This is a genomic window from Streptomyces sp. NPDC021749 (assembly GCF_040640655.1).
Taxonomy (GTDB): domain Bacteria; phylum Actinomycetota; class Actinomycetes; order Streptomycetales; family Streptomycetaceae; genus Streptomyces.
Genome location: NZ_JBFACE010000023.1, coordinates 20820 through 43437 on the forward strand (window position 1 = coordinate 20820; position 22618 = coordinate 43437).

A 22618-nucleotide genomic window follows, 5' to 3' on the forward strand; every position below is an offset into this window, starting at 1 on the left:
GAGAGGCACGGCAGCGCAGCAAACGTGGGCGGCGTGGCGAACGTGGTGGACGTAGCAAGTACAGAAGGGCAACGTGACAAAGGCAGAGGATCGAGCAATCCCACAGGACCCGCAGGACCCGCAGAGGAGAAGTCGGTCGCGGCCGACCACCGACTGCACCCACCACCCGCCTCTGCCGCTATGGTGGAGCTAACCGGACAGCTATCCGATTACCCGAAATCTACCGGACACCTGTCCGGTTAGCAAGAGCGATCCGGCAGTGATTCCCGGAGGAGGACGAGTGCGGGAGAAGAAGGACGCCCCACTGCGCTCGGACGCGCAACGGAATCGCGAGCGCATCCTGGAAGTCGCCCTGGAGGAGTTGACGCGCGCGGCCGACGCCCCGCTGAGCGCGATCGCGAAGAAGGCCGGCGTCGGCCAGGCGACGTTCTACCGCAACTTCCCCAACCGCGAGTCGCTCGTCCTGGAGGTCTACCGCTACGAGGTCCAGCAGGTCGCCGACACCGCGGCCCAGTTGCTCGAAACCCGCTCCCCCGACCAGGCCCTGCGGGAATGGATGGACCGCCTCGCCCAGTACGCCATGGCCAAGGCCGGTCTGGCCGACGCGCTCCGCAAGGCGACCGCGCACGGCAGCCTGGCCGCCTCCGGACACGGGCCGGTGACATCGGCCGTCGCCCTCCTGCTCCAGGCCAACGAAGAGGCCGGCACCATCCGCCCCGGCATGACTCCTGACGACTTCTCACTCGCCATCGCCGGCCTCTGGCAGATCGACCCGCACAGCGACTGGCAGTCCCGCGCCGGCCGCCTCCTCGACCTCGTCATGGACGGCCTCCGCGCCGGAGCCCCTGCCGCCCCCGCCGCCCCCGACGGCCGCCAGCTCCCCAGCGCCCGCACATGATCCGTGGGCGGAGGTGCGCGGCGCGGCGGGCGGTGACCGGCCCTCGCTGACACCTGCCGCTCACCGAGAGCGACGAGTCCGTCTGACGCGTCTCAGAGTGCGACCACTTCGTTGACACCTCGATGGGCCCTATGTCCAGGATGTTCGGCATTCCGCGTTCTTCGCATTGTTGCGGAAATTCCTGCCGTACAGCGGAAAGGAACCACCATGAGTGCACATGTGCACATTCGCCTGATACAGAGCCTGGGTGTGTCCGAGGACGGCGAGCTGATCGAGTACTCCTCCTGCGCCGAGTGCGGCGCGACCTGGGTCAAGAAGTACCCGGAGGGGCAGGTTCCGACCCCGGAGTGAGCGCACCATGCGCCCCCGCCACAGCGCCTCGCCGCGCCCGCCCCGCTACCGCCCCTGACGGCCCCACTGCCACAGCGGGCGCAGGAACCACTCCAGCGACTCCAGCCCGTCGGTCGCCGCGTCATCGTCCTCGGGGCGACGGACGCCGAGCAGATCGATGCGTACGGGGCCGACCCGCAGCCGCAGCACGGTGCCGGCCTCGTCCGGCGGGGCCCGGTGGGTGCGCACGGGGACGGACCGGCCGGGGCCCCTGCGCCCCTGTGCGGCACGCGCACGCTGCCGCTCCGCGTAGCGACGGTCACGCTCGGCGAGGGCGCGCTCCGCGTCGTAACCGGCCCGGCTCCGCGGGTCGTGCAGGACGCGGTAGGCCGTCAGCACCTCTGCGAGTTCCTGCTCCGCGGCCGGGCCGGCGGGGCCGGTGTCCGGGTGCAGGCTGCGGACCAGTCGGCGGTAGGCCGTGGTGATCTGGCGCGCGGAGGCGGAGGGCGGGACGCCGAGTACGGCGTAGTGGTCGGGTACGGCGGAGTGGTCGGGCTGGGGTCCCGGCATCACCGTCACCTCCTGCTGAACAGGCATCGGGCGTCGGGCATGGACACGGCCCCAGGGCCATCGGGGAAAGGGCCCCGTCTTCCTCGATAGAAGGCCGGGGGGCGGTTGTCAAGAGCGGCCCGTTCGAGGTATACGGCTGAAGAGGCACAGTGCAGGAGCACCACCTGCCCACCACGGCGGCCCCCGCCCGCGGCAGGTGTCAGGTCCCGGAAGGACGCTCACAGGCGGTCACACCCCGTGCACGACGTCATCGCGCAGGCCGCCTGCGGCACCCCGCTTCTCGGAGGGAGGCGGACTTCATGATCGCGGAGCCGGCGGCGGAGCGCGCGGAGTTCGCCCGCCGCGGCGCCCACCCCACCGTGATGCGACATGGCTCGTGACGTGACATGGCCCGTCTGGACGTGGAAGGGGACGCGCTGGTGGTACGGCCGGCGTGGTGGGAGAGGATCGCGGTCCGGCGCGCGGCGATCACCGTTCCTCTGCAAGCGGTGAGGGGCGTGTCGGTCCAGGAGGACTGGTGGCGGGCGCTGCGCGGGTCCCCGAGCCGGGGGCGGAGCCTCAGCGTGCCCCAATACCGCTGCCTGGGCGTATGGCGGCATCCCGACGGCCAGGATTTCGTGGCCATCGCCCCGCGGCGTGGACCGGTGGTCCAGGTGGACCTCCGCCCCGCCGCATGTTCGCCCTCCCCCTCGCCCTCGTCGCCGTCCGCCTCCTCGGCCGCGCAGCAGCGCCCGGCCACGCCCTTCGGCCGTATCGCCGTCAGCACGCCGCAGGCGCAGGACGTCGTGGCCGCGATACGAGCGGCACTCCGGGGGCGGGCGGAGGCCGTGGCGCGCCCTCCCGCTTCACGTCCCCCTTGAGAAGCCGTGCCCGCGCCTGTCGCCTGCAGGACGACATCTCCTTTGTCATCATATGGATGACATGTGACTATGGAAGCAGAGGTAGACGAGGAGAAAGCGGTGTCCATGAGATGGGAGGCGTTCCTGGCGTACGTCCAGGAGCGCGGCGAATACGACACACAGCAGGAAGCGGAACGGGCGGCCCGGGTCGTCCTGGCACTGCTCGGCGCCCATCTGGTCGGCGAGGAGCGGGTCGAGTTGGCCGCCCGGTTGCCGGAGACCTACGCCCTGATCCTTCTGAACCCCCTGCAGGCCGCCGAGCCGCTGGATCCGGAGCGGTTCATCCGGGCCACGGCGGCCTGGATCGAGGGCGCCACCGAGGAGACCGCCAAGTGGGACGTCGGCGCCGTGCTCAGCGTCGTCGCCGATGCCGCCGGCGAAGAGCTCCTGCAGCGCATACTGCTCCAGCTGCCCCCGGGCTACGACCTCCTCTTCGGCCATCCGGAACGGCAGAGCACCTCCGCCTGACCCTCCGGCGCGGTCGGCGGGCGCTGCCCGGCGCCCCGCCGTCCCCGTCCGTGATCCGGACGGGGACGGCGGGGCGCCCCTCCCTCAAGAGCCCTGCTGTAGTTGCAGTTGCCGGAGCGAGGCCACCAGCTTGTCCACCTCCTCCGGGGTGTTGTAGAGCGCCAGCGAGGCACGCGCCGCGCTCGTCAACCCGTAGTGTGCCAGGGCCGGTTGGGCACAGTGGTGGCCGGCACGGATGGCGATGCCGTCCCGGTCCAGCCAGCCGGCGATCTGTGCCGGGTCCTGGCCGGCCAGGGTGAAGGTCAGCACGCCGACCCGGCCGGGCGCGGAACCCAGCAGTTCCAGCCCCGGCACCGTGGACAGCGCCTGCTGGGCATGGGTCGTCAACGCCGTCTCATAGGCGGCGATGGCGTTCCGGTCGAAGGAGGTCAGCCAGTTGAGCGCGGCCAGCAGGCCGACCACTCCGGAGATGTGCCCGGTACCGGCCTCCATACGGTGCGGCACGGGCGCGTAGGTGGTGCGGGTGAAGTCGACGGACTCGATCATGTTGCCGCCGCCCTGCCACGGCGCCATCTTCTCCAGTACGTCCGGTTTCGCGTACAGGGCGCCGATGCCCGTGGGGGCGAACAGCTTGTGGCCCGAGAACGCGTAGAAGTCGGCGTCCAGGTCCGTTACGTCGACGGGGAAGTGCGCCACCGCCTGCGCCCCGTCCACCAGCACCTTCGCACCGTAGCGGTGCGCCAGCGCGGTCATCTCGCGTACCGGCACGACGGTGCCGAGCACGTTCGAGACCTGGCTGATCGCCACGAGCTGGGTGCGCATGGAGAGCAGATCGGCGTACGCGTCGAGGTCGACCTGCCCGTCGGGTTGCAGCGGTACGGGTACCACCCGGGCCCGGGTCTCCTTGGCGACCAGCTGCCAGGGCACGATGTTCGAGTGGTGCTCCAGTGTGGACACCAGGATGTCGTCCCCGGGGCCGAGGTGGTCCCGTCCCCAGCTCTGGGCGACGAGGTTGACCGCCTCGGTGGTGCCGCGTACGAAGACGATGTCGTCCGGTGACGGCGCGCCCAGGAACCGGGCCACCGCCGCCCGGCCCGCCTCGTACGCCTCGGTGGCCTCCCGGGCCATGGTGTGCGCGCCGCGGTGGATGTTGGAGTTGGCTGAGCCGTAGAAGGCGGCCAGTGCCTCGATCACCTGGCGCGGCTTCTGGGTGGTGGCTCCGTTGTCCAGCCACACCAGGGGGTGCCCGTTCACCGTCCGGTGCAGGATCGGGATGTCGCGCCGGGCCGACTCCGGCGAGAATCCGGTCGGTTGACCGGGGAGCGCGGAGGCGGACGGCGGGGTGTAGGCGGATGCGGGTGTCTCGACCGCGGAGACGTGTGTGTCGACGGCGGAGGCTTGCGTGCCGACCGGGGCGGTAAGGCCCGTCGCGTCCGGTGCGGTGACGGCCGCCGTGGCCGGTGCGGTGACGGCCGTCGCGTCCGGCGTCGTGATGCCCGTCGCGTCCGGCGTCGGGGCAGCCGTCGGATCCGGCGTCGCAACGGGCGCGGGAACCCCGGGGGTCACCGGTGTCGTGATCGCGGCCGGGGCGCTCGGCCAGGCGCCCCGGAGGACGTCAGGAGTAGTCATGGTAGTTGGCGACCTCGACGTTCTGGAGCACGGCGAGGGCGTCCTCCACCAGTACCGCGGTATTGAAGTACGCCGTCATCAGGTAGGAGGTGATGCCCTTCTGGTCGACGCCCATGTTCCGCATCGACAGGCCGGGTTCCACCTCGTCCTCGATCTTGGCGGGGCGCAGGCCCACCACGCCCTGTTCGGCCTCGCCCACCCGCATCAGCAGGATCTCGGTCGTGCCGATGCCCGCGCCGCCGGAGAACCGCACCTTGTCGGACGGCAGCAGCGGCACACCCCGCCAGGTCAGCAGCGGGCTGCCGAACCGGGTGTCGATGATCGGGGGCACGCCCCGGCGCGTACACTCCCGGCCGAACGCGGCGATGGCCCTGGGGTGGGCGAGGAAGTAGCCGGGCTGCTTCCAGACCCGGGTCAGCAGTTCGTCCAGGTCGTCGGGGGTCGGTGAGCCGGTGCGGGCCTGCACCCGCTGACCGGGCGCCACGTTGTTGAAGAGCCCGAATTCCGGGTGGTTGAGCAGCGAGGCCTCCTGCCGCTCGCGCAGGGCGTGCACGGTGAGGTTGGACTGGGCGCGGATCTGGTCGATGGGCCCGTTGTAGAGGTCGGAGACCCTGGTGTGGACGCGGAGGACGGTCTGCGCGAGGGTCATGTGGTACTCGCGGGGCGTGTCCTCGTAGTCGACGAACGTTCCCGGGAGGTCGGGTTCGCCGACGTGGCCGGAGCTGAGGTCGACCGGCACCTCGGCGCCGGGCAGCACCCCGTCCGTCGCGAGGTAGGCGTCCACCGCCCCGCGCACCGTCGCATCGCGGTCACAGAGTCCGGCGAGCGCACTGCGGTCGATGCACAGGGCCACACCGGGGGTGAGCGCCCTGACGCGGTACGGCATGGGCTCGCCGCGGGTCCAGGCGTCGAGGTCGAAGAACTGGCCGTCGCCGATCACTTCGAGCACCGCGTCCTCGCCGTAGCGGCCGCTGACCCGCTTTTCGGCGCGGCCCTGGGCGATCACCCACAGCCGGTCGTGCGCCTCGCCGTCCTGGGCGAGCATCTGCCCCGGCTCGAAGGGCACTTCCGTGAAGGCGTCGGCCAGTTCGGTCAGCAGGGCGTCGTCGGCTTCCCTGAGGTACGGCAGTTCCCGCAGGTCGCCCGGGATGACGCGGGGCGAACCGCCGTCGTTGTGCGTGCTGATGCGGTCGTCGCCGAGAACGTAGGTACGCCGCCGGTTGACACGGAACACGCCCGCCTCGACGTCGACCCAGGGCAGTGCACGGAGCAGATAGCGCGGGGTGATGCCGCGCATCTGCGGGGTGGTCTTGGTGGTTGTCGCGAGCTGCCGTGCGGCATCCGGGCTGAGGCTCAACTGTTCGGTCACGGGACCCCTCCTCGCACGCAGGCATGCCGGACGGCCGGCGTTCGGCCGGCCGACATGCGGGAACAGCCCGATCGTCGGGGCGTGCCGGGCACACCCGCAACCAACCGCTCGCCGGTGTCCGGCCGGAATTGCTCGCCGTTCTGACTTCTCAACCCCGCATGGGCGTACGACCACGGGCCGTCATACCGCCATGACCATGAAGGCAACGACCGAGGGACCACCGGGCCGGCCGGCCACCGACTCCCGAACTCCCCAGCAGACACAGGCAGTTGAGGCACATACGACCTGTTTTCCCCTCATAACACTGCTTTGCATTTCCTAAAGGGCGACTTATGGCGATGGTTGGGGACACCGGCCGGTGTCGCGGAACGGGTCGTGCCACGTCGCGCCGCGGAATGGATCAGGGGCTGTCCGACGCTGTAGGAACGTGTCACCCGAAGAAAGGTACGGACATGACCCCCGTGCACGGTACGGCCCTGGACATTCCCACGCAGGACGGCGTCGTGGACGCCTATCTCGCCCACCCCGACGACGGCGGCGCGCACCCCGGCGTCCTGCTGTACATGGACGCCTTCGGGCTGCGCACCTCGTTGGACGCGATGGCCAAGCGCCTGGCCGGGCACGGTTACACGGTGCTGGTGCCCAACGTGCTGTACCGCGCCGGGCGGGCGCCCGTGGTGGAACTCCCCGAGTTCATCGACCCCGCCGAGCGGCCGGAGATCTTCGAGCAGCTCTTCCCGATCATTCAGCAGCTCACCCCGGAGCGGGCCGTGCGGGACGCCGGCGCGTACCTCGACTGGCTGGCCGCCTCGCCGCTGGTGGCCGACGGTCCGGTGGGCACCACCGGCTACTGCATGGGCGGCGTCCTCGCGCTCCGCACCGCCGCGGCCCACCCCGACCGGGTCGCCGCGGCGGCCTCCTTCCACGCCGGCCACCTGGTCACGGACGCCGAGGACAGCCCGCACCGGCTCGTCGACCGCATCACGGCGGAGCTGTACTTCGGGCACGCCGACCAGGACACGTCGATGCCGGTCGAGGAGATCAAGACCCTGGAGCAGGCCATGGACGGTGCGGGCGTGCGCTACCGCAGCGAGGTGTACGGAGGCGCCCACCACGGTTACACCCAGACGGACACCGCCGCCTACAACGGTGCGGCGGACGACCGGCATTGGCAGAACCTGCTGGAACTGTTCGGTCGCACGCTCGGCTGAGCCGGCCGCCCGGCTCCGGGCCCGGCGCCTCGCCAGGCCCGCCGGGCGGCGTCAACCCCCGCCGCCCCGCCAGATGTTGTCGAACGCGGCCTGGTCGATGGCGCGCCGCTGCCGCTGGTATCCCAGCTCGCTCAGCGCGTCGTGCACGGCGGCGAGCACCGTCTCCACCGCCTCGTCGGCCGGCGGCCCGTCGTCCCGGAGACCTCCGGCCCGGGGGTCTCCGGCCGGCTCCGCGGCGATCCCGAGGGCAGCCGCGAGGGCGATGAGGACGGGTTCGTCCGCCGCCCAGCGGTCCGCCGCCGCACGGCGCGCGGAGGACTCGGCCAGCACCAACTCACCGGCCTGGAAGGGCCTCCAGTGGCCCCGGCGTTCGCGGGTGAGCTCGCCGTCCGCTTCGAGCGCCGCCAGATACGCCGTGTACAGCCCGCGGCCCCTGCGCCACAACCAGTCCTCGACCGACTCGTACGGCTCCTGCCGGACGAGCGCTCCCGCCGCCTCGTCCAACAGGCGATCGGCGACGGCCGGCCGGTAACCGGGGACGATGCGCTCACCGTCCAGCGTGGCGGCTTGCGTCCGCAGCAGGTCGATCAGCTCGGCCCCCGCGAGCGCGAGCGACAGATCGCCCTGCTCGGGACGGCGGCCGGCCGCCTCGCCCAGGGCCACGATCAGCAGGTCCCGCGGTGTGGTCATGACGGCTCCCCACTTCTGCTTCGAGCTTACGGAGTAGCGGCTCCGGCTGCATCCCGCACCGACGGCGGCCCGGAATTCCCCGGATCACGCACGATATCCGCGAGCCGCATCGGGAACGCGGGTCAGCAAACCCCAAACGCCCACGACATGCGAGACGCCCACGGGAGAGATGAGGTGTGGCACCGATGAAGAGCGACGAGTTCCTGGCGAAGGTGCGTGAGCGCGGCGAGTACGCAAGCCGGGAGGAGGCCGAGCGGGTCACCGGGGCCGTGCTGCAGGTGCTGGCCGGGCGGATCACCCCCGGCGAGGTGGCGGACCTGGCCTCGCAGCTGCCGGCGCCGCTGGACGAGGCGTTGCGTCCCGACGGGCGGACCGAGGGCTACGGCCGGGAGGAATTCCTGCGCCGGGTGGCCCGAACGCACCGGTGCCCGGGCCCGTACGGCCGAGTGGGACGCCTGCGCCGTGCTCTCCACCGTCGCCGAGGCCGTGTCCGGCGGGGAGCTGAACCAGGTCCTCGGCCAGCTGCCCTCCGGCTACGCCGTCTTCTTCGGCAAACCGGGCCTCAGCGACTGACCGGCCGGCCGTCCTCAAGCCGCCTCCGCCTCGTCGCCGTAGCGCACGGCATCGACGTAGCGCAGCAGCACACCGACCCCCTCGCGCAGCCTCAGCTGCTGCTCCGGGACGAGGACCAGTTCCGCGCCCGTGCCCACCAGGGCTCGGGTCAGGGCGGCGTCGGCGCGCTCCTCACGCACGGTCTCCACGCCGTAGACACGCAGACCGTTCTCCGTGCGGGCGAGCTGGCCGGGTTCCGGGCCCACCCACAGGCGCAGCGGCGACTCCGGGTGGTTGTTGAGGAAGAGCGCGCTGACCTGGCCGCGCTGCAGTGCCGCGACGGTGGCCGCGAGCCCTTCGGCGCAGGCTCCGTCGTGGGCCCGCCGGGCCAGGAAGGTCTCCAGGAGGTCGCGGTCGTGGGCGGCCATCCGCCCGCTGAAGAGGCGGTCGAGCTGACCCTCCAGCAGCGCCCGCCCCGGCTCCGGCGCAGCGCCTCCCTCGGCGGTGGCGAGCCGGCTGCGCAGGTACGTGGGGAGCCGGCGGGCCAGGATGCCGCGGGCCCAGGTGTCACCGGCGAGGACCAGCGTCTCGGCGCCGCGCCGGCGGGCCTGGGTCTCCAGCTGCCGGCCGAGCCGTTCGGCGAGGTGCTGCCATTCGGCCACCGGGACCTCCATGTGGAGCCGGTCCCCGGGCGTCACCTTGGTCAGGGGCCAGGTGCCGGCCTCGGTGTCGATCCGGACGGTGCCCTCGGCGTCGGTGGAGTGGCGTCCCGTGTAGTGGACACGTACCACCAGATAGGCGATCCCCGGCGCATGCTGGGCGATCAGCGGCATGGTGTCGGGCAGCACCCCGAAATGGGCCGTGTCCTGTGCCGGCGGGCGGGGCAGCTCGTCCTGGAGGACGAGCTTCCCATGCGCGGTGAACAGGGCCTGCCCGTGCCGGCCGGGCACCCCGACGTCATCGCCCACGGTGCCCGCCACGGCGGCGATGGACTCCCAGTCCGCGCCCTCGGCGAGCAGGTCGTCACGCAGATGCCGCCAGCGCAGCGCGATGGCGGAGTCCGGGTCCTCAATGGCACTGTCGCGCGAGGTGTCGAGGTACACCGAGGCGAACGGGCCGGCTTCTTTGTAGAGCGGTTCGAGGAAAGAAAGTCGCATCGCCACTCCCACCGGGAACGGAACCATCCCTCGGGCCCATGATGCGCCCGCGGGGCGCTCGGCGCGTCCGCTGGGGGGTGCGGGCGGCCGCTACCGGTCGTCGAGGACCGGCCGCGGAACGTGGTCGCCGCGCGCACGACCCACGACCGTGGAGGGCCGGCCGCCTCGGGCCCCGCCGCCACGCCCTGCCACCCTCACGCCGTCAGGCCGTCACGCCGTCAGGCCGTCCAGCAGCTCCGTGACCTCCTCCACGGCCGACGGGAGTTCGGCCTCCTCGTACGCCGACCGGGCCCGTTCCCAGTAAGTGCGGGCCTCCGCCGGCCGGTTGGCGGCCAGGGCGAGGTGGCCGAGGTGCTGCAGGGTGCGGGCCCGGCCGACCGAGTGGCCGAGCCGGCGGTAGAGGTCGAGTGCGGACCGGTAGTGGTCGTCGGCCACCCCCGGGCTGCCCTGCAGGCGGGCCGTGAACGCCAGGTTGAAGAGGGTGTGGGCGGTGGCCTGGTGGTCGTCGAGCGTCCGGAAGAGCGGGAGGGCCGCGGCGTAACGGCCCTGGGCCTCCGCGTACCGGCCGAGGCGGCGGGCGGCCGTGCCCATGCTGTGCAGCGTGCGGGCTTCGCCGGTACGGTCCCCCAGCGCCCGGTAGTGGTCGAGCGCCTCGGCGAAGAGGGCCAGCGCCTGGTCGAAGTCCTGCTTGTGCTTGAGGAAGTCGCCCTTGTTGTACAGGGCCAGGGCCTGCTGGGCGGGGTCGGCGACGGTGCGCGCGAACTCCACGGCGGTGTCGCACACTTCCAGGCCGGCCGCCCAGTCCTGCTGACGGCGCAGGAACCAGCTGACGTCGTGCGCCAGCGGCAGCACCACGGCGGGCCGGCCGTGCAGCTGCGCGAGACGCAGGGCCGAGCGCAGGTTCAGGCGCTCGGTGTCGAGCCAGTCCTCCGCGGCGTCGTCCCGGCGGCGCGCGCGGGCCGCCGCCACGATGCGCTCGGTGGCGTCCCGGGCGGCATCGCGGTAGTGGGCCAGCAGCCGGTCGACGGCGGCCTCGACGCCCGCCGCGGGCTCCTCCTCGTGGCGGCGCCGCTCGGCGAACAGGCGCAGCAGGTCGTGGAACCGGACCCAGCCGCGGGGTTTGCCGGGCTCGACCATGTGGACGTCGCGGAGCGCGCGCAGCAGCTTCCTGGCCCGGGGCACGGATTCCCCGGCGAGCGCGGCGGCCGCCTCCACGCTCACCTGCTGGCCCGGGTTGAGCGACAGCAGCCGGAACATCCGGGCCTCGTCGGCGGCGAGCCGGGCGTACGACAGGTCGAAAGCGGCGGTCACCGAACGGCGGTCACCGTAGGAGAGCTCCTCCAGGCGGGTGGCGCGGTCGCGCAGGGCCGCGGTGAGTTCGCCGACGGACTGGTCCGGGTCGCCGGCCAGTATCGAGGCCACGACGGCGAGCGCCAGGGGGAGGTGGCCGCACAGTGCGGTGAGGTCACGTACGGCGTCGGGCTCGTCCCCGGCGCGGGTGTCGTCGGGGCGGCGGATCCGGAGGGTGCGGCTGATCAGGGCGGCGGCCTCGGCCGGGGCCAGGACTCCGAGGTCGAGGATCCGGGAGCCGGGGAGGTCGCCCAGGGTGCGGCGGCTGGTGACCACGACCCGGTGGGCCGGGGAGCCGGGCAGCAGCGGGCCGACCTGGTCCGTCGAGGACGCGTTGTCGAGCAGCACGAGTGCGGCGCCGTGCCGGGCGGCGCGTTCGGCCAGCTTCGAGCGGTACAGCGACAGCCGGCCCTCGAAGGTGGGCGGGAAGAGTTCGTCGGGGACGCCGAGCGCGCTCAGGAAGACGGCGACCGCGATCTCCGGCCGGACGTAGCGGTGCTGGTCGTAGCCCTGGAGGTTGATGAAGAGCACGCCGCCGGGGAACCAGCCCGCCGCGACGGCGTCATGCGCGGCGCGCAGGGCGAGCGCGGTCTTGCCGACACCGGCGGTGCCGACGAGCGTGGACACCGGCTGCGGCGTGGCGGTGGCGGGTGGCGTGGACGCCGGTGCCGCCGAGGAGCCGGGTCCGGGGCGCAGGGCGGCGGTCAGGGTGCGCAGGGCCTCCTCCCGGCCGGTGAACTCCGGCGGCACCGGTGGCAGCCCCGCCAGCGCGGTGGGCACCGGGTGGGTGAGGTGCAACTGCCCCACGTGGCCCGCCTGCACGACCGGCCCGGTGACGCTCCCGCTCAAGTCGTTGGATGACTGGTTCACGGTCCCTTTCTAGTCCACCGCCGGACCGCCGAGGGGAGGTTTCCGACGAGGGACGCCGGTACTCCGGCGGTGTATGTGCCGATCGGCCCGCCTCGGATGCGGTTACATCTCTGGGGACCGCGGCAGCACCGTCCCCGTCCGTCCCGTGAGGTGGCAAGTTGAGCGACAAGGTCAGACGGTCCGTCCCTCCTCCGCGCCGCGGCGAGCCGTTGCAGCGGTTCCTGTTCGGCGGGGTCTACGGATCGGTGCTCGCCAGTGCGCTGGCGGCCGCCCTCGGGGGCGAGCACGGGCCCTTGGACCCCGGGTACGACGCGGCGTGGGTGCTGGTGGCCTGCATCGCGTCGGCCGCGGCCCACGGCTACGCGCACGCCATCGCCCACCGCACGGCTGACGCGGCGCCGGTCACCACGAGCGCGGTGCGGTCGATGCTCACCGAGTGGCCGCTGGTGGTCGCGGCACTGCCGACGGTCGCCGCGCTGTTCGGCTCCTACCTGCGGTGGTGGGGCGAAGAGGGCGCGATCGACGTGGCCCTGACGATCAATACGGTGACGCTGTTCGGCTGGGGCGTGTGGAGCGCCCGGGCGGCGGGGCGGAGTTGGCCGGCGTCGTGCCGGGTCGGGTGCGTGGACGCGCTGATCGGACTGTTCATCATCGGCGCGAACGTGCTGACCAAGTGAGCGGCGGGAGTACGTGAGCGGCGGGTGAGCGCATGCCGCCGAGCGCCGGCAGACGATGCGTGCCGGTCACCCGTTCGCCACACCGAAGGGGACGGAAGCGCCTTCGTGCGGTCCGCTGTCGCGCGGGGCGTCTTCCGCGGGCTGCCGGGCAGGCGCAGTGGGCGAGCCAGAGCCGCACAAGAGGCCGCAATCCGTCCGCGCGGCCCACGAGGGGGCGCTCCGGTTCGGCTACGCGCCGCCCCGCTTCCCCGCCCGCCACTCCGACGCCAGCACCGACCAGATCTCCTCGTCGTGCCGCTGCCCCCGGTACAGGTAGCTCTCGCGCAGCACGCCGTCCCTCGTCATCCCCAGCCGTCGGGCCACCGCGATGCTGGGCGTGTTCGTCGACGAGACCCACCACTCCACGCGGTGGATGCCCCGCTCCTCGACGGCCCAGTCGATGAGCGCCCGCGCGGCCCTGGTCACCAGCCCCTTGCCGACCGCCGACGGTTCCAGCCAGCAGCCCGCCTCGGCATTGCCCTGCGCGACGTCCATGGTCCGCAGGATGACCGCGCCGACCAGCGTGCCGTCCGTCCAGATGCCGTGGATCCGTCCGGTGTCGTTCGCGCTCTTCTCCGCGTACGTCTGGAGGAACGCCCGGCTCGACTCCAGGTCAGTGACGACGTCGGGCAGCCCGTTGTGCTGCCCGATGAAGTCCCGGCCCCGGTCGATATGGGCCAGGAACTCCGCGGCCCGCCACGGCTCCAGGGGGCGCAGCTCGGCGCCGTCGTCACCGAGGGATATCGCGTACATGGTCACCTTCCGCGGTCGGGAGCACGGGGAGTGCCCGGCATCAGGTGGGTGGTGGGCCGGGTACTCCGGGTCTGCGGAGGATCCTTGCACGGGGAGTGTGACGGCGGGGGCCGACGCCGGCGGAAACCGGGCCCGTTCAGCGCCGCCGGCCGGCCCGGAGGGCGTAGGCCGCGGCGCCGACGGCGAGGACCGCCGCGCCGGAGACGGCCGAGGACACCGGCAGCGTGCAGGCGAGCAGCAGACAGCCGGTCAGTCCGACGGCGGGCACGAGCCGTGGCGGGCGTCCCTCGGCCGGGGCCAGGGTCCAGGCGGAGGCGTTCGCGAGGGCGTAGTACACGAGGACGCCGAAGGAGGAGAAGCCGATCGCGCCCCGGAGGTCGGCGGTGCCGGCGAGGACGGCGACGACCGTGCCCACCGCCAGCTCGGCGCGGTGCGGGACCTTGAAGCGCGGGTGCACCGCGGCCAGCGCGTGCGGCAGATGGCGGTCCCGGGCCATGGCCAGGGTCGTACGGGAGACGCCGAGGATCAGTGCGAGCAGTGAGCCGAGCGCGGCCACCGCCGCCCCGGCCCGGACCGCCGGCACCATCAGGTCCGCACCGGCCGGACCCCACGGTCCCGCCGAAGTCGCCGCGGCGGCCGCGGTGGTGAGCGGTGCGGGGGTGTCCGCCAGCCGGTCCGGGCCGAGGACGGTCAGGACGGCGGTGGCGACCGCCGCGTACACGACCAGGGTGAGACCGAGGGCGAGCGGGATCGCCCGGGGGATGGTGCGCGCCGGATCGCGGACCTCCTCGCCGAGGGTGGCGATGCGCGCGTATCCGGCGAAGGCGAAGAACAGCAGGCCGGCCGCCTGCAGCACTCCGGTCCAGGTGGCGTCCGTGCCGATGTCGAGGCGGCCGGTGTCCGTCGCGTCGCTGGTGAGGCAGGTGACGACGAGGGCCGCCAGTACCGCGAGGACGACGGTGACGATCAGCCGGGTGAGCCATGCGGACTTCTGGACCCCGGTGTAGTTGACGGCGGTGAGCAGCACCACGGCGGCGACCGCCACCGCGTGCGCCTGCTCCGGCCAGAGGTACGAGCCGACGGTCAGCGCCATCGCGGCACAGGACGCGGTCTTGCCGACCGCGAACGCCCAGCCGGCGAGGTATCCCCAGAAATCGCCGAGCCGCTCCCGCCCGTAGACGTAGGTGCCGCCCGAGGCCGGGTACCGTGCGGCCAGCCGCGCCGAGGAGGTCGCGTTGCAGTACGCGACCACGGCCGCCACCGCCAGGCTCAGCAGGAGGCCGGAGCCGGCTGCCGCCGCGGCCGGGGCGAGGGCCGCGAAGATCCCCGCTCCGATCATCGAGCCGAGCCCGATCACCACCGCGTCCCCGGTACCGAGACGCCGCACGAGCTCCGGCTGCCGGCCGCCGGGCACCGTCCCCGCCATGACCTACCTCCTCACGGCACGGACGGCCGCCTCGGGACAGACGCTACCTTCCGGGCTCCGGTGTGCGCTGGACGGGAGGCGGCGTTCCGCCTCAACGCGTGGGTGCGCGGGGCGAGTTGGGCCGCGAACCGGAAGCGCAGGTCGCCGAGCCGGTCACCGAAGAGCCCGTCGAGCCGGCGTGGCCGCGCCGCTCCACCCGCGTGCGGCGGGCCCGCCACGGCCGTCCCCACCGGTGCCAACGCACGGGAACTGCCGCCCCGGCGCCGCGCATCCGCGTCCCGTGGTGCGGGTCCACGGCACGTGCGAGAACCGCTACGCCCACTGGCCCGGCCCCTGCCCCGTCCGCCGGCCCGGTCGGGATGACGGCCCCGCGCTCCCCGCACCCGCGCGGTCCCCGGCCGCTCCCGGTCACCGCCTCAGCCGGCGGCGGAGTCGGCAGCCCGCCCGGTTGCCCGCCGGCCCGGCAGGACGGCGAGAACGAGGAGCGTGCCGGCGGCCATGATGATGCCGCCGATCAGGCTGGTCGCGGCGACGCCGTGGGCGAAGGACCGGTGCACGGCGTCGATCAGGGCCTGGGCCTGCTGGGGTCCGCCGGACGGGTCCTGGGCGACCCGTGCGGCGACCGCCAGGCCGCCGCCCACCGAGTCCCTGGCGGTGTCCATGGCCGCGGCCGGGAGGTGGCCGCCGGCCAGGTCGGTCAGCCTGTCCCGGTAGGCGGTGCCCAGCAGGGAGCCCAGCACCGCGATGCCGAGCGAGCCGCCGAGTTCCAGTGCGGTGTCGTTGGCGCCGCCGCCCACCCCGAGTTCGTCCTCCGGGAAGGAACCCATGATGGTGTCCGTGGCCGGGGAGACGCTCAGGCCGATCGCGAAGCCCAGCATCATCATCGGCGCCAGGAAGTCGGTGTACGCCGAGCCCTGGTCGATCCGCGTGAGCAGGAAGACGCCCGCGGTCCCGATCGCCATACCGGCCACCATCATCGGCTTCATGCCCAGCCGCGGGGTCAGCCGGCCGGTCACCGCGGCGCCGGCGAACACGGCCCCGGCCAGCGGCAGCAGCCGTACGCCGGTCTCCAGCGCGTCGTAGCCGAGGACGAACTGCAGGAACTGGGTGGCGTAGTAGATCGCGCCGAAGGTGCCGAAGAAGAAGAACGACACGGCGAGCATGGAGCCGCTGAAGGGCCGGAGCCGGAACTTCCGTACGTTCAGCATGGGGTGCGGGTGCCGCAACTCCCAGGCCACGAAGGCCGGCAGGCCCAGGCCCGCGACCACGGCGGCGGTGACCGGGCCGGCGCCCCAGCCGAAGTGCGGGCCCTCGATCGTCGCGTAGACCAGGCTGCCGACGGAGACGATCGAGAGCAGACCGCCCACGTAGTCGATCCGGCCCATGCCCTGCGCCTTCGACGACGGCACCAGCACCAGCGCGCCGACGACGGCGACCACCGCGACGGGGACGTTGATCAGGAAGGTGGAACCCCAGGCGTGGTCCTCCAGCAGCCACCCGGCGACCAGCGGGCCGACGGCGATGGCGAGGCCGGAGGTGGCGGTCCAGACCGTGATGGCGCGGGCGCGCTCGGCCCGCGGGAAGACCGCGACGAGCAGCGACAGCGTGGCCGGCATCACGACGGCGGCACCGACGCCCATGACCGCCCGGGCCGCGATGACCAGCTCGGTCCGGTCCACCAGGCTTCCCATGACCGAGCCGCCCGCGAAGACGACCAGGCCGGTGAGGAGCGCGCCGCGGCGGCTGTATTTGTCGCCCACCGCGCCCAGCACCAGCATCAGCGCGGCGTACGGGACGGTGTAGCCGTCCACGACCCACTGCAGATCGCTGCTGCTCAGGCCCAGGTCCCTGGTCATGTCCGGTGCGGCCACGATGAGCGAGGTGTTCGCCATGACCACGATCAGCAGGCTCAGGCAGAGCACGAGCAGCGCCCACCACCTGCGCGGATACGGCGATTCCGGCGCTTCCCGCTCCATGGGCCCGCGGGTGGCCCTGGAGGCGGGCGACCCGGCGGCCGGTGCTGCCGGCGGGGAGACGGATGCGGGATCGAGGGGCGACACGGGACCTCCACGGCAACGGGAACGGGAGCGGAAACGGGAACGGCGGGCCGGAAAAGGGAGAGGAAGGACCCATCCGAAGTTGCACAGCCATGTGCAACCATAAGAACATGCACAGCACTGTGCAAGTAAGTAGGATGAGGGGCCTCGCCGACACAGGAGCCGCACGTCGATGACCACCCGCCCAGGGCCCGCCCCGCAGCGCAGCCACGCCCGCTCCAACCGCGCCCGCATCCTGGCCACCGCCCGCGAGGAGCTCAGCCGCAACCCCGAAGCGAACCTGGAGGAGATCGCCCGCGCGGCCGGTGTCGTCCGGCGCACGCTCTACGGCCACTTCCCCAACCGCCGGGCCCTGATCGCCGCACTCGCGGACGAGGCCGCGCAATCGGTGGAGGAGGCGTGCACCGCGGCGCGGCAGCCCGGCGCCGCGCCCGCGACGGCGCTGGCCCGGATGACCCTGGCCGTCTGGGCCGTCGGCGACCGCTACCGCATGCTCATCGCCCTGGGCCGCCGCGACCTGGGCGAGGAAGGCATCCGCGCCGCGCTGGCCCCGGTGCGTACGGAGGCGACCTCGATCCTGGAAGGCGGCCAGCGGGAAGGCGTCTTCTCCGACCACCTCCCCGCCCCGGTCCTCGCCCAGGCCCTGGAATCCCTCACCCTGACCCTCGTCGAGGCGCAGGACCCGTCCTCCTGGCACGACCCCGCCGGCGACTCGGCCGCCCTCGCCGTCCTCATCGCCGCCGGCCTCACCCCCGCCTCGGCGCGTAGCTGCCTGCGGTCCGCACGCGCGGAACGGGCCCCGGGCCCTGCCGACTAGCCCCACAGGCGCACACCCGGGCCTTCGGCGGCATCCGGCCACGCGACCCCGCGTCACGCACCTGACGTGTCACGTCACGCACCTGACGTGTCATCTTCCTCACCGGCTGTAGGCGAACGGTCCGCATAGTGGGCGTTCACGTCATACGGGCCGGGCCGACCCCGAGACTTTTCCGGCTCACCGAACGTCTCACGCAATGAACAGGCACGACCATGAGTCGGACAAACACCCGGTCCCCCGAGGACCCCCCGCAGACCGGGCAGGACGGCGAGGCCGTGTTGTCGCACGGCCTCAAGCAGCGACACCTGTCGATGATCGCGCTCGGCGGCGTCATCGGCGCGGGGCTCTTCGTGGGCTCCGGGGCCGGTATCGCCGCGGCCGGCCCGGCCATCGTGCTGCTCTTCATAGGGGCTGGCGCGCTGGTCATGCTGATCATGCGGATGCTCGGCGAGATGTCCGCCGCCCGGCCCTCCACCGGCTCGTTCTCGGTGCACGCGGAGCAGGAGCTCGGCTCCTGGGCGGGGGTCACCTCGGGCTGGATGTACTGGCTGATGCTCTGCGCCGGCGTGGCCGCCGAGGCCACCGCGGCGGGCACGATCATGCACACCTGGGTGTCGTTCCTCCCCGCCTACGGCTGGGTGGCGATCTTCATGGCGTTCTTCTGCGCCAGCAACCTCACCGCGGTCAAGAACTTCGGTGAATTCGAGTTCTGGTTCGCCGCCATCAAGGTCGCGACGATCGTGGCCTTCCTGGTGCTGGGTGTGCTGGGCATCCTCGGGGTGTTCGGCAACCCGCCGGGCACCCGCCACCTCACCGGCCACGGCGGCTTCTTCCCGACCGGCGCCGCCGGGCTCGCCGCCGGGCTGCTCACCACCATCTCCGGGTTCGCCGGTCTGGAGACCGTCACCATCGCGGCGGCGGAGTCCGACCATCCGAGCCGGAACGTGGCCCGCGCCGTCCGCACCGCCGTCTGGCGCATCGCCGTCTTCTACATCGGCTCCATGGCCGTGGTCGTCACCCTGGTGCCGTGGAACAACCCGAAGGTCGCCACGGAGGGCCCGTACGTCACCGTGCTCGACCGGCTCGGCATCCCGGCCGCCGGCACGATCATGCAGATCGTGGTGCTGGTGGCGCTGCTCTCCGCGATGAACGCCAACATCTACGGCTCGTCCCGCATGGCGTACTCCCTGGTCAACCGGGGTCAGGGGCCGCGCTTCCTGAGCCGGGTCACCCGGGGCGTGCCGGCCGCGTCGGTGCTGGCGTCCTGCGTCTTCGGCTTCGCCGCCGTCATCGCCGGGATCATCTGGCCGACCACCGTGTTCGCCTGGCTGCTGAACATCGCCGGCTGCGCGGTGCTGGTCGTCTGGGCCATCGTCTGCCTCACCCAGGTCAAGATGCGCCGCCGTCTGGAGCGCGAGGCACCGGAGTTGCTCTCCGTGCGGATGTGGGGCTTCCCGTATCTGACCTGGGTGGCGTTCGCCGCCATCCTCGGTGTCTTCGCCGTGATGGCCGCCTCGCCGGCCGGCCGTCAGCAGCTCGCCGGAACCGCCGTCGTGGTGACGGCCCTGGCCGGCGCCGGCCACCTCAAGCAGCGCCGCGACCGGCGGAGGGCGACCACCGGCTGAGGCGGGGGCCGGTCGGGCCTCCTACGTTGACACCGCACAGTGCGCGCAGGCGCCGCTGGTCCTCGTCGAGAGCGCGGTTTCCCCGCACAGGCGTGCCATCGGCGCCAGCGCCCCCGCGAGCGACGTCAGGCCGCCGTTCTCCGCGTCGGCCGCCAGGCCTGCCAGTTCGGCGAGGATCTCGTGCAGCGCGGTCCGCCGCGCCGCGGGCTCCACATCGTCGAGGGCCTGGATGACGAGCTGGGGCACCTCCACCCCGCCGGCCACCCGGACGACGAGACAGCGCGGCACCAGATCGGACAGTGCGACGGTGAACCAGGACGGCAGGGTCATTCCGGCCGAGAGCAGATCCGCGAGCGGCACCCGGTCGAGCACCGCGGCGTACGCGAGGGCCTTGCGGTGCACGGCCGGCAGCCGGGCGACGGCCGTGGACACGAGCTTCCGGGCGGAGAGGACGTCCGGCGGGAGGCCGGGGCTGACGAGCAGGGCCGCCGGGACATAGGCGGTGTGCGCGAGGAAGGTGCGCAGGGCGAGCGGGTGGGAGAGCACATCGGCCGGCAGCTGTTCCGCCAACTCCTCGGGCTCGACGGGGAGGTTGGTGCGCTCCGCCGTGTGCGCGATGAAGTCGGTGCCTTCGGTACGGGACATCGGCGGCACCAGGACGTGGCGGACGTCGGCGGCGTCGGCCAGGTGCTCGGCGGTCGTGGCCAGGACCAGGCAGTCCGGGTGCCCGGCGAAGGCGCGCAGCACGGTGCTTCCGGTCCGGTCCGTCCAGCCAGGCGTTGACCTCCTCCACCAGGTAGCGCGGTTCGGCGGCCGTCGTCCCGCCCGCGGACAGGGCGAGGACGGTCCGGCCGGCGCGGAGGACGTCCGCGGCGTCGCAGAGCACATGGGTCTTCCCGACGCCGGGGAGTCCGCACAGCACGACCGGTGCCCCGCCCGCCGTCACCGCGGCGCGGGCCGCCGCCACGGCGGAGCTCCGCTGCCAGCCGCTGTCCGGGGCGTGGAAGACCGACCGGTAGTCGGCCGCGGGCGGCGGCCCGGCCCGTAACGCCGACACCGCGGGCTGCGGCGGGCCGGGTGCCTCCCCCGCGGATCCCGGCACACAGCCGGGTGAAGGACCGGGGCTGGTCCAGTCCGCCGCGGAAGTCGCAGTAGGTGAAGCGCTCCAGGAAGTCCAGATCCTCCCACCCCGAGTCGGACGCGCCCGGGAGCAGCACGGGGATGACCCGTAGGGAGCGCCCGCTGACCCGGGCGCTGACCGCGAGCCGGACTTCCTCTTCCTGCCACGGCCCCAGACCATGTGCGCCGCACATCACGAGGCAGCACGCGCTGTCGGCCAGCGCCTCGCTCTGACGCTCCTGCCAGGGCTCACCCGCCACCAGGCACCAGTCGTCGAGGAAGACGTGGAACCCCTCCTCGTGCAGCATCTCGACGAGCCGGTGCACCACCGCCAGATCCTTGGCGTTGTAACTGATGAACGCGTCATGGGCCGACGCCGCGCAACGGGCTTCGCTCTCCACCACTCCCCTATCGAACCGCGCCGGTACGACCACCGGTCTCCCCCGCGCAAACGCATGCACAGCCCGACGCCCCGCACAGCCATTCGATTATGCCCGGCGGGGAGCAGCCCCAGGTTTCCAGGGCCTGCCGGCACGCGTAACGGCGCAGCGGTCCCAGCTGGCGGCGCCCGGGCAACCTCGGCGTGCCGGCCAAATGGACACGGGCGTCCGGCACTTCGAGAGGCGGGCAGCCGGCTCCGTCGCTGGTGGGCCAGCCGTACTCGTGCTGCGGCAGCAGCAACTCCTCGCGCCGGGCAGGGCCCCTCACTCCCCCCAGATCTTCCGATAGGCCTGCCGATAGCCCTCCGAGTCCCAGGACAGGGCGCCGCCGCTGTTGGTGGGGGTGGCGATGTGGACGGGGGCGACGTAGCCGCTGTCCGGGGCGCCGGCGAAGGCGCGGTTGAACTCGTCGATGATCTGCCAGCCCTGTTCGGAGAGCGGCTCGGGCACGGTGGCGGCCTGGAACTGCTTGCCGTTGACGCGCTGGAATGCCGACGGATCGCCGTCGCCGGCACCGATGTTGAAGGGAGCGCCGGCGCCGTCCTTGCCCGCGGCGCGCAGGGCGGGCGCGGCGTGCTGGAAGTACAGGTCGTTGATGGCCGCGGAATACGTCCACCTGCGGCCGAAACGGGACAGCAGCGTGCGGACCTCCCCGATGGAGCGCCTACTGGCCTGCGGGATGGGGAGGTTGGTGTAGCTCAGCAGCTTCACCCCGGAGCAGGTGGCGAGTTCCTTCTTGATCAGGTCGGACTTGTGCTTCGCGAAGGGCACCGTGGCGTCGGTGAACAGCACGACGCCGGCGTGGCCGTGGGACCGGGCGATGATCCAGTCTGCGCTGATCTTCGCGACGTCCTCGACCCGGGAGGTGACGTTGCTGAAGAGCTTCGGGTCCTTGCTCGGGCCGGGGGCGGCGGTGGCGTGCCAGCCGATCAGCGGAATCCCGGCCGCACGGGCCTTCTTGAGGTCCTCCCCGGCGATGCCGGGGTCGAACCCGCTGAGCACGATGCCGTCCGGCTTGAGGTCGAGGGCCTGCCGGAAGGCGGCCCGCTGACCGTCGGGCGTGCCCTGGCCGTTGAGGGTGCGGGCGTGCCAGCCGAGGATCTTGGCGGCCTCCTGGAAACCCTGGGCGACTCCGGCGACGCCCGGATTGGTCAGGGTCTGGGCTATGTAGACGACCGTCTTGCCGTGCACGGCCTTGGGTCCTGTCGTGGGGCCCTTCCAGGGGGCGTTGACCTCCTGGGCCTTCTTGACGGCCTGCTCGGCCCGGGCGAGGGCGGTGGGGCAGCCAGGCTTGGCGGAACTCTGGTGGGAGGCGGCGGCACCGGCGCCGGCATCGCAGCCGGCGGTGGCCATGACCAGGAGTGCGACGGCGGTCACGACCGCCTTGCGGGTGGGGTGCACGGGTGTCCTCGCAGCGCAGGATGGGGGTACGGGTGGGGTGGGGGGAGACAGGTTACGGGTGGCAGCGGTCCGGACGGCATCCGCCTGCGGGAGATGCCCCCACCGTCGGAGATGCCGTGTATGCCGTCCGTGCCGGACCCGGTGGAATCGCGCCATTTCGCGTCGGCGTTCGCTCCCCCTTCACGCCATTTCGCTCCCCTTCCCTCCCCTTCGTTCCACTTCTCGACGAGCGCCGACCGACCGCAGGTAGGGCGTCCGACACGGCCGTAAC

18 protein-coding genes and 2 pseudogenes are annotated in these 22618 nt (G+C 72.8%); 8 read left to right on the plus strand and 12 right to left on the minus strand.

From position 1 onward, the window contains the following. Positions 1–280: 280 nt before the first annotated feature. The gene (locus AB0G35_RS22375) at positions 281–898 is read left to right on the plus strand and encodes a TetR/AcrR family transcriptional regulator (RefSeq protein ID WP_360952123.1); all 618 of its coding nucleotides are present in this window, start codon (positions 281–283) and stop codon (positions 896–898) included. Positions 899–1105: 207 nt separating this feature from the next. Continuing rightward, positions 1106–1249: a hypothetical protein gene (locus tag AB0G35_RS22380; RefSeq protein WP_360952126.1), complete on the plus strand. Its 144-nt coding sequence runs from the start codon at positions 1106–1108 to the stop codon at positions 1247–1249. A gap of 45 nt (positions 1250–1294) precedes the next feature. Here the strand turns inward: AB0G35_RS22380 and AB0G35_RS22385 are convergent, their stop codons facing one another. Next, complete coding sequence (locus AB0G35_RS22385) at positions 1295–1798, minus strand: J domain-containing protein (protein WP_360952129.1); 504 nt, start codon at positions 1796–1798, stop codon at positions 1295–1297. Positions 1799–2763: 965 nt separating this feature from the next. Between AB0G35_RS22385 and AB0G35_RS22390 the strand changes: the two genes are divergently transcribed. Next, positions 2764–3165, plus strand: a complete 402-nt coding sequence (locus tag AB0G35_RS22390) for a DUF2267 domain-containing protein (protein ID WP_360952338.1) — start codon at positions 2764–2766, stop codon at positions 3163–3165. Between the two features lie 84 nt (positions 3166–3249). Here AB0G35_RS22390 and AB0G35_RS22395 read toward each other — a convergent pair whose 3' ends face one another. Both AB0G35_RS22395 and AB0G35_RS22400 read right to left on the minus strand, forming a co-directional pair. Beyond that, a complete protein-coding gene (locus AB0G35_RS22395; RefSeq protein WP_360952132.1) occupies positions 3250–4794 on the minus strand; it encodes a SufS family cysteine desulfurase in 1545 nt (514 codons plus the stop codon). Beyond that, complete coding sequence (locus AB0G35_RS22400; protein WP_360952135.1) at positions 4781–6163, minus strand: family 2B encapsulin nanocompartment shell protein; 1383 nt, start codon at positions 6161–6163, stop codon at positions 4781–4783. The genes AB0G35_RS22395 and AB0G35_RS22400 overlap by 14 nt, the downstream gene beginning before the upstream one ends. A 452-nt stretch (positions 6164–6615) precedes the next feature. Between AB0G35_RS22400 and AB0G35_RS22405 the strand changes: the two genes are divergently transcribed. Continuing rightward, entirely contained in the window at positions 6616–7374 is a 759-nt protein-coding gene (locus tag AB0G35_RS22405) for a dienelactone hydrolase family protein (protein WP_360952138.1), read from the plus strand. Between the two features lie 51 nt (positions 7375–7425). Here the strand turns inward: AB0G35_RS22405 and AB0G35_RS22410 are convergent, their stop codons facing one another. Next, positions 7426–8064: a GPP34 family phosphoprotein gene (locus tag AB0G35_RS22410; RefSeq protein ID WP_360952140.1), complete on the minus strand. Its 639-nt coding sequence runs from the start codon at positions 8062–8064 to the stop codon at positions 7426–7428. A 185-nt stretch (positions 8065–8249) separates the two neighbouring features. Between AB0G35_RS22410 and AB0G35_RS22415 the strand changes: the two are divergent. Further along, positions 8250–8637, plus strand: a pseudogene (locus tag AB0G35_RS22415) (DUF2267 domain-containing protein). A gap of 14 nt (positions 8638–8651) precedes the next feature. Here the strand turns inward: AB0G35_RS22415 and AB0G35_RS22420 are convergent. Both AB0G35_RS22420 and AB0G35_RS22425 read right to left on the minus strand, forming a co-directional pair. Beyond that, entirely contained in the window at positions 8652–9773 is a 1122-nt protein-coding gene (locus AB0G35_RS22420) for a hypothetical protein (RefSeq protein WP_360952143.1), read from the minus strand. A gap of 210 nt (positions 9774–9983) precedes the next feature. Further along, entirely contained in the window at positions 9984–11993 is a 2010-nt protein-coding gene (locus AB0G35_RS22425) for a tetratricopeptide repeat protein (protein WP_360952146.1), read from the minus strand. Between the two features lie 158 nt (positions 11994–12151). Here AB0G35_RS22425 and AB0G35_RS22430 point away from each other — a divergent pair, with 158 nt between their 5' ends. Next, positions 12152–12670 carry a hypothetical protein gene (locus AB0G35_RS22430; RefSeq protein ID WP_360952149.1) on the plus strand — a complete coding sequence of 173 codons (519 nt, stop codon included), beginning with the start codon at positions 12152–12154 and terminating at the stop codon, positions 12668–12670. A 228-nt stretch (positions 12671–12898) separates the two neighbouring features. Here AB0G35_RS22430 and AB0G35_RS22435 read toward each other — a convergent pair whose 3' ends face one another. The 3 genes from AB0G35_RS22435 to AB0G35_RS22445 form a co-directional block, all read right to left on the minus strand. Continuing rightward, positions 12899–13462 (minus strand): GNAT family protein, encoded by a 564-nt coding sequence (locus AB0G35_RS22435; protein ID WP_360952152.1) that lies wholly within the window; start codon positions 13460–13462, stop codon positions 12899–12901. Positions 13463–13598: 136 nt separating this feature from the next. Continuing rightward, positions 13599–14888 (minus strand): APC family permease, encoded by a 1290-nt coding sequence (locus AB0G35_RS22440; RefSeq protein ID WP_360952155.1) that lies wholly within the window; start codon positions 14886–14888, stop codon positions 13599–13601. Between the two features lie 416 nt (positions 14889–15304). Next, the gene (locus AB0G35_RS22445) at positions 15305–16864 is read right to left on the minus strand and encodes an MFS transporter (RefSeq protein WP_360952158.1); all 1560 of its coding nucleotides are present in this window, start codon (positions 16862–16864) and stop codon (positions 15305–15307) included. A gap of 253 nt (positions 16865–17117) precedes the next feature. On the opposite strand from AB0G35_RS22445, the gene AB0G35_RS22450 reads away from it, so the two are divergent. After that, positions 17118–17762, plus strand: a complete 645-nt coding sequence (locus AB0G35_RS22450; protein WP_360952161.1) for a helix-turn-helix domain-containing protein — start codon at positions 17118–17120, stop codon at positions 17760–17762. Between the two features lie 212 nt (positions 17763–17974). Beyond that, on the plus strand, positions 17975–19387 hold the full coding sequence (locus AB0G35_RS22455; RefSeq protein ID WP_360952164.1) for an amino acid permease: 1413 nt from the start codon (positions 17975–17977) through the stop codon (positions 19385–19387). A 21-nt stretch (positions 19388–19408) separates the two neighbouring features. On the opposite strand, the gene AB0G35_RS22460 is transcribed toward AB0G35_RS22455, so the two are convergent. The 3 genes and pseudogenes from AB0G35_RS22460 to AB0G35_RS22470 form a co-directional block, all read right to left on the minus strand. Then, positions 19409–20134, minus strand: coding sequence for a hypothetical protein (locus AB0G35_RS22460; protein ID WP_360952167.1), 726 nt, complete (start codon positions 20132–20134; stop codon positions 19409–19411). A 368-nt stretch (positions 20135–20502) separates the two neighbouring features. Continuing rightward, a pseudogene (locus tag AB0G35_RS22465) lies at positions 20503–20967 on the minus strand (toll/interleukin-1 receptor domain-containing protein); the annotation flags it as partial. 243 nt (positions 20968–21210) lie between these two features. Continuing rightward, complete coding sequence (locus AB0G35_RS22470) at positions 21211–22347, minus strand: substrate-binding domain-containing protein (protein ID WP_360952170.1); 1137 nt, start codon at positions 22345–22347, stop codon at positions 21211–21213. Between the last annotated feature and the right edge of the window lie 271 nt (positions 22348–22618).

Excerpts from the sequence above, each read along its gene's own strand:
- AB0G35_RS22380 (WP_360952126.1), top strand. The coding sequence starts at position 1,106 with ATGAGTGCACATGTGCACATTCGCCTGATACAGAGCCTGGGTGTGTCC.
- AB0G35_RS22405 (WP_360952138.1), top strand. The coding sequence starts at position 6,616 with ATGACCCCCGTGCACGGTACGGCCCTGGACATTCCCACGCAGGACGGC.
- AB0G35_RS22385 (WP_360952129.1), bottom strand. The coding sequence starts at position 1,798 with ATGCCGGGACCCCAGCCCGACCACTCCGCCGTACCCGACCACTACGCC.
- AB0G35_RS22440 (WP_360952155.1), bottom strand. The coding sequence starts at position 14,888 with ATGGCGGGGACGGTGCCCGGCGGCCGGCAGCCGGAGCTCGTGCGGCGT.
- AB0G35_RS22435 (WP_360952152.1), bottom strand. The coding sequence starts at position 13,462 with ATGTACGCGATATCCCTCGGTGACGACGGCGCCGAGCTGCGCCCCCTG.
- AB0G35_RS22455 (WP_360952164.1), top strand. The coding sequence starts at position 17,975 with ATGAGTCGGACAAACACCCGGTCCCCCGAGGACCCCCCGCAGACCGGG.
- AB0G35_RS22395 (WP_360952132.1), bottom strand. The coding sequence starts at position 4,794 with ATGACTACTCCTGACGTCCTCCGGGGCGCCTGGCCGAGCGCCCCGGCC.
- AB0G35_RS22390 (WP_360952338.1), top strand. The coding sequence starts at position 2,764 with ATGAGATGGGAGGCGTTCCTGGCGTACGTCCAGGAGCGCGGCGAATAC.
- AB0G35_RS22410 (WP_360952140.1), bottom strand. The coding sequence starts at position 8,064 with ATGACCACACCGCGGGACCTGCTGATCGTGGCCCTGGGCGAGGCGGCC.
- AB0G35_RS22450 (WP_360952161.1), top strand. The coding sequence starts at position 17,118 with ATGACCACCCGCCCAGGGCCCGCCCCGCAGCGCAGCCACGCCCGCTCC.
- AB0G35_RS22445 (WP_360952158.1), bottom strand. The coding sequence starts at position 16,864 with ATGGAGCGGGAAGCGCCGGAATCGCCGTATCCGCGCAGGTGGTGGGCG.
- AB0G35_RS22420 (WP_360952143.1), bottom strand. The coding sequence starts at position 9,773 with ATGCGACTTTCTTTCCTCGAACCGCTCTACAAAGAAGCCGGCCCGTTC.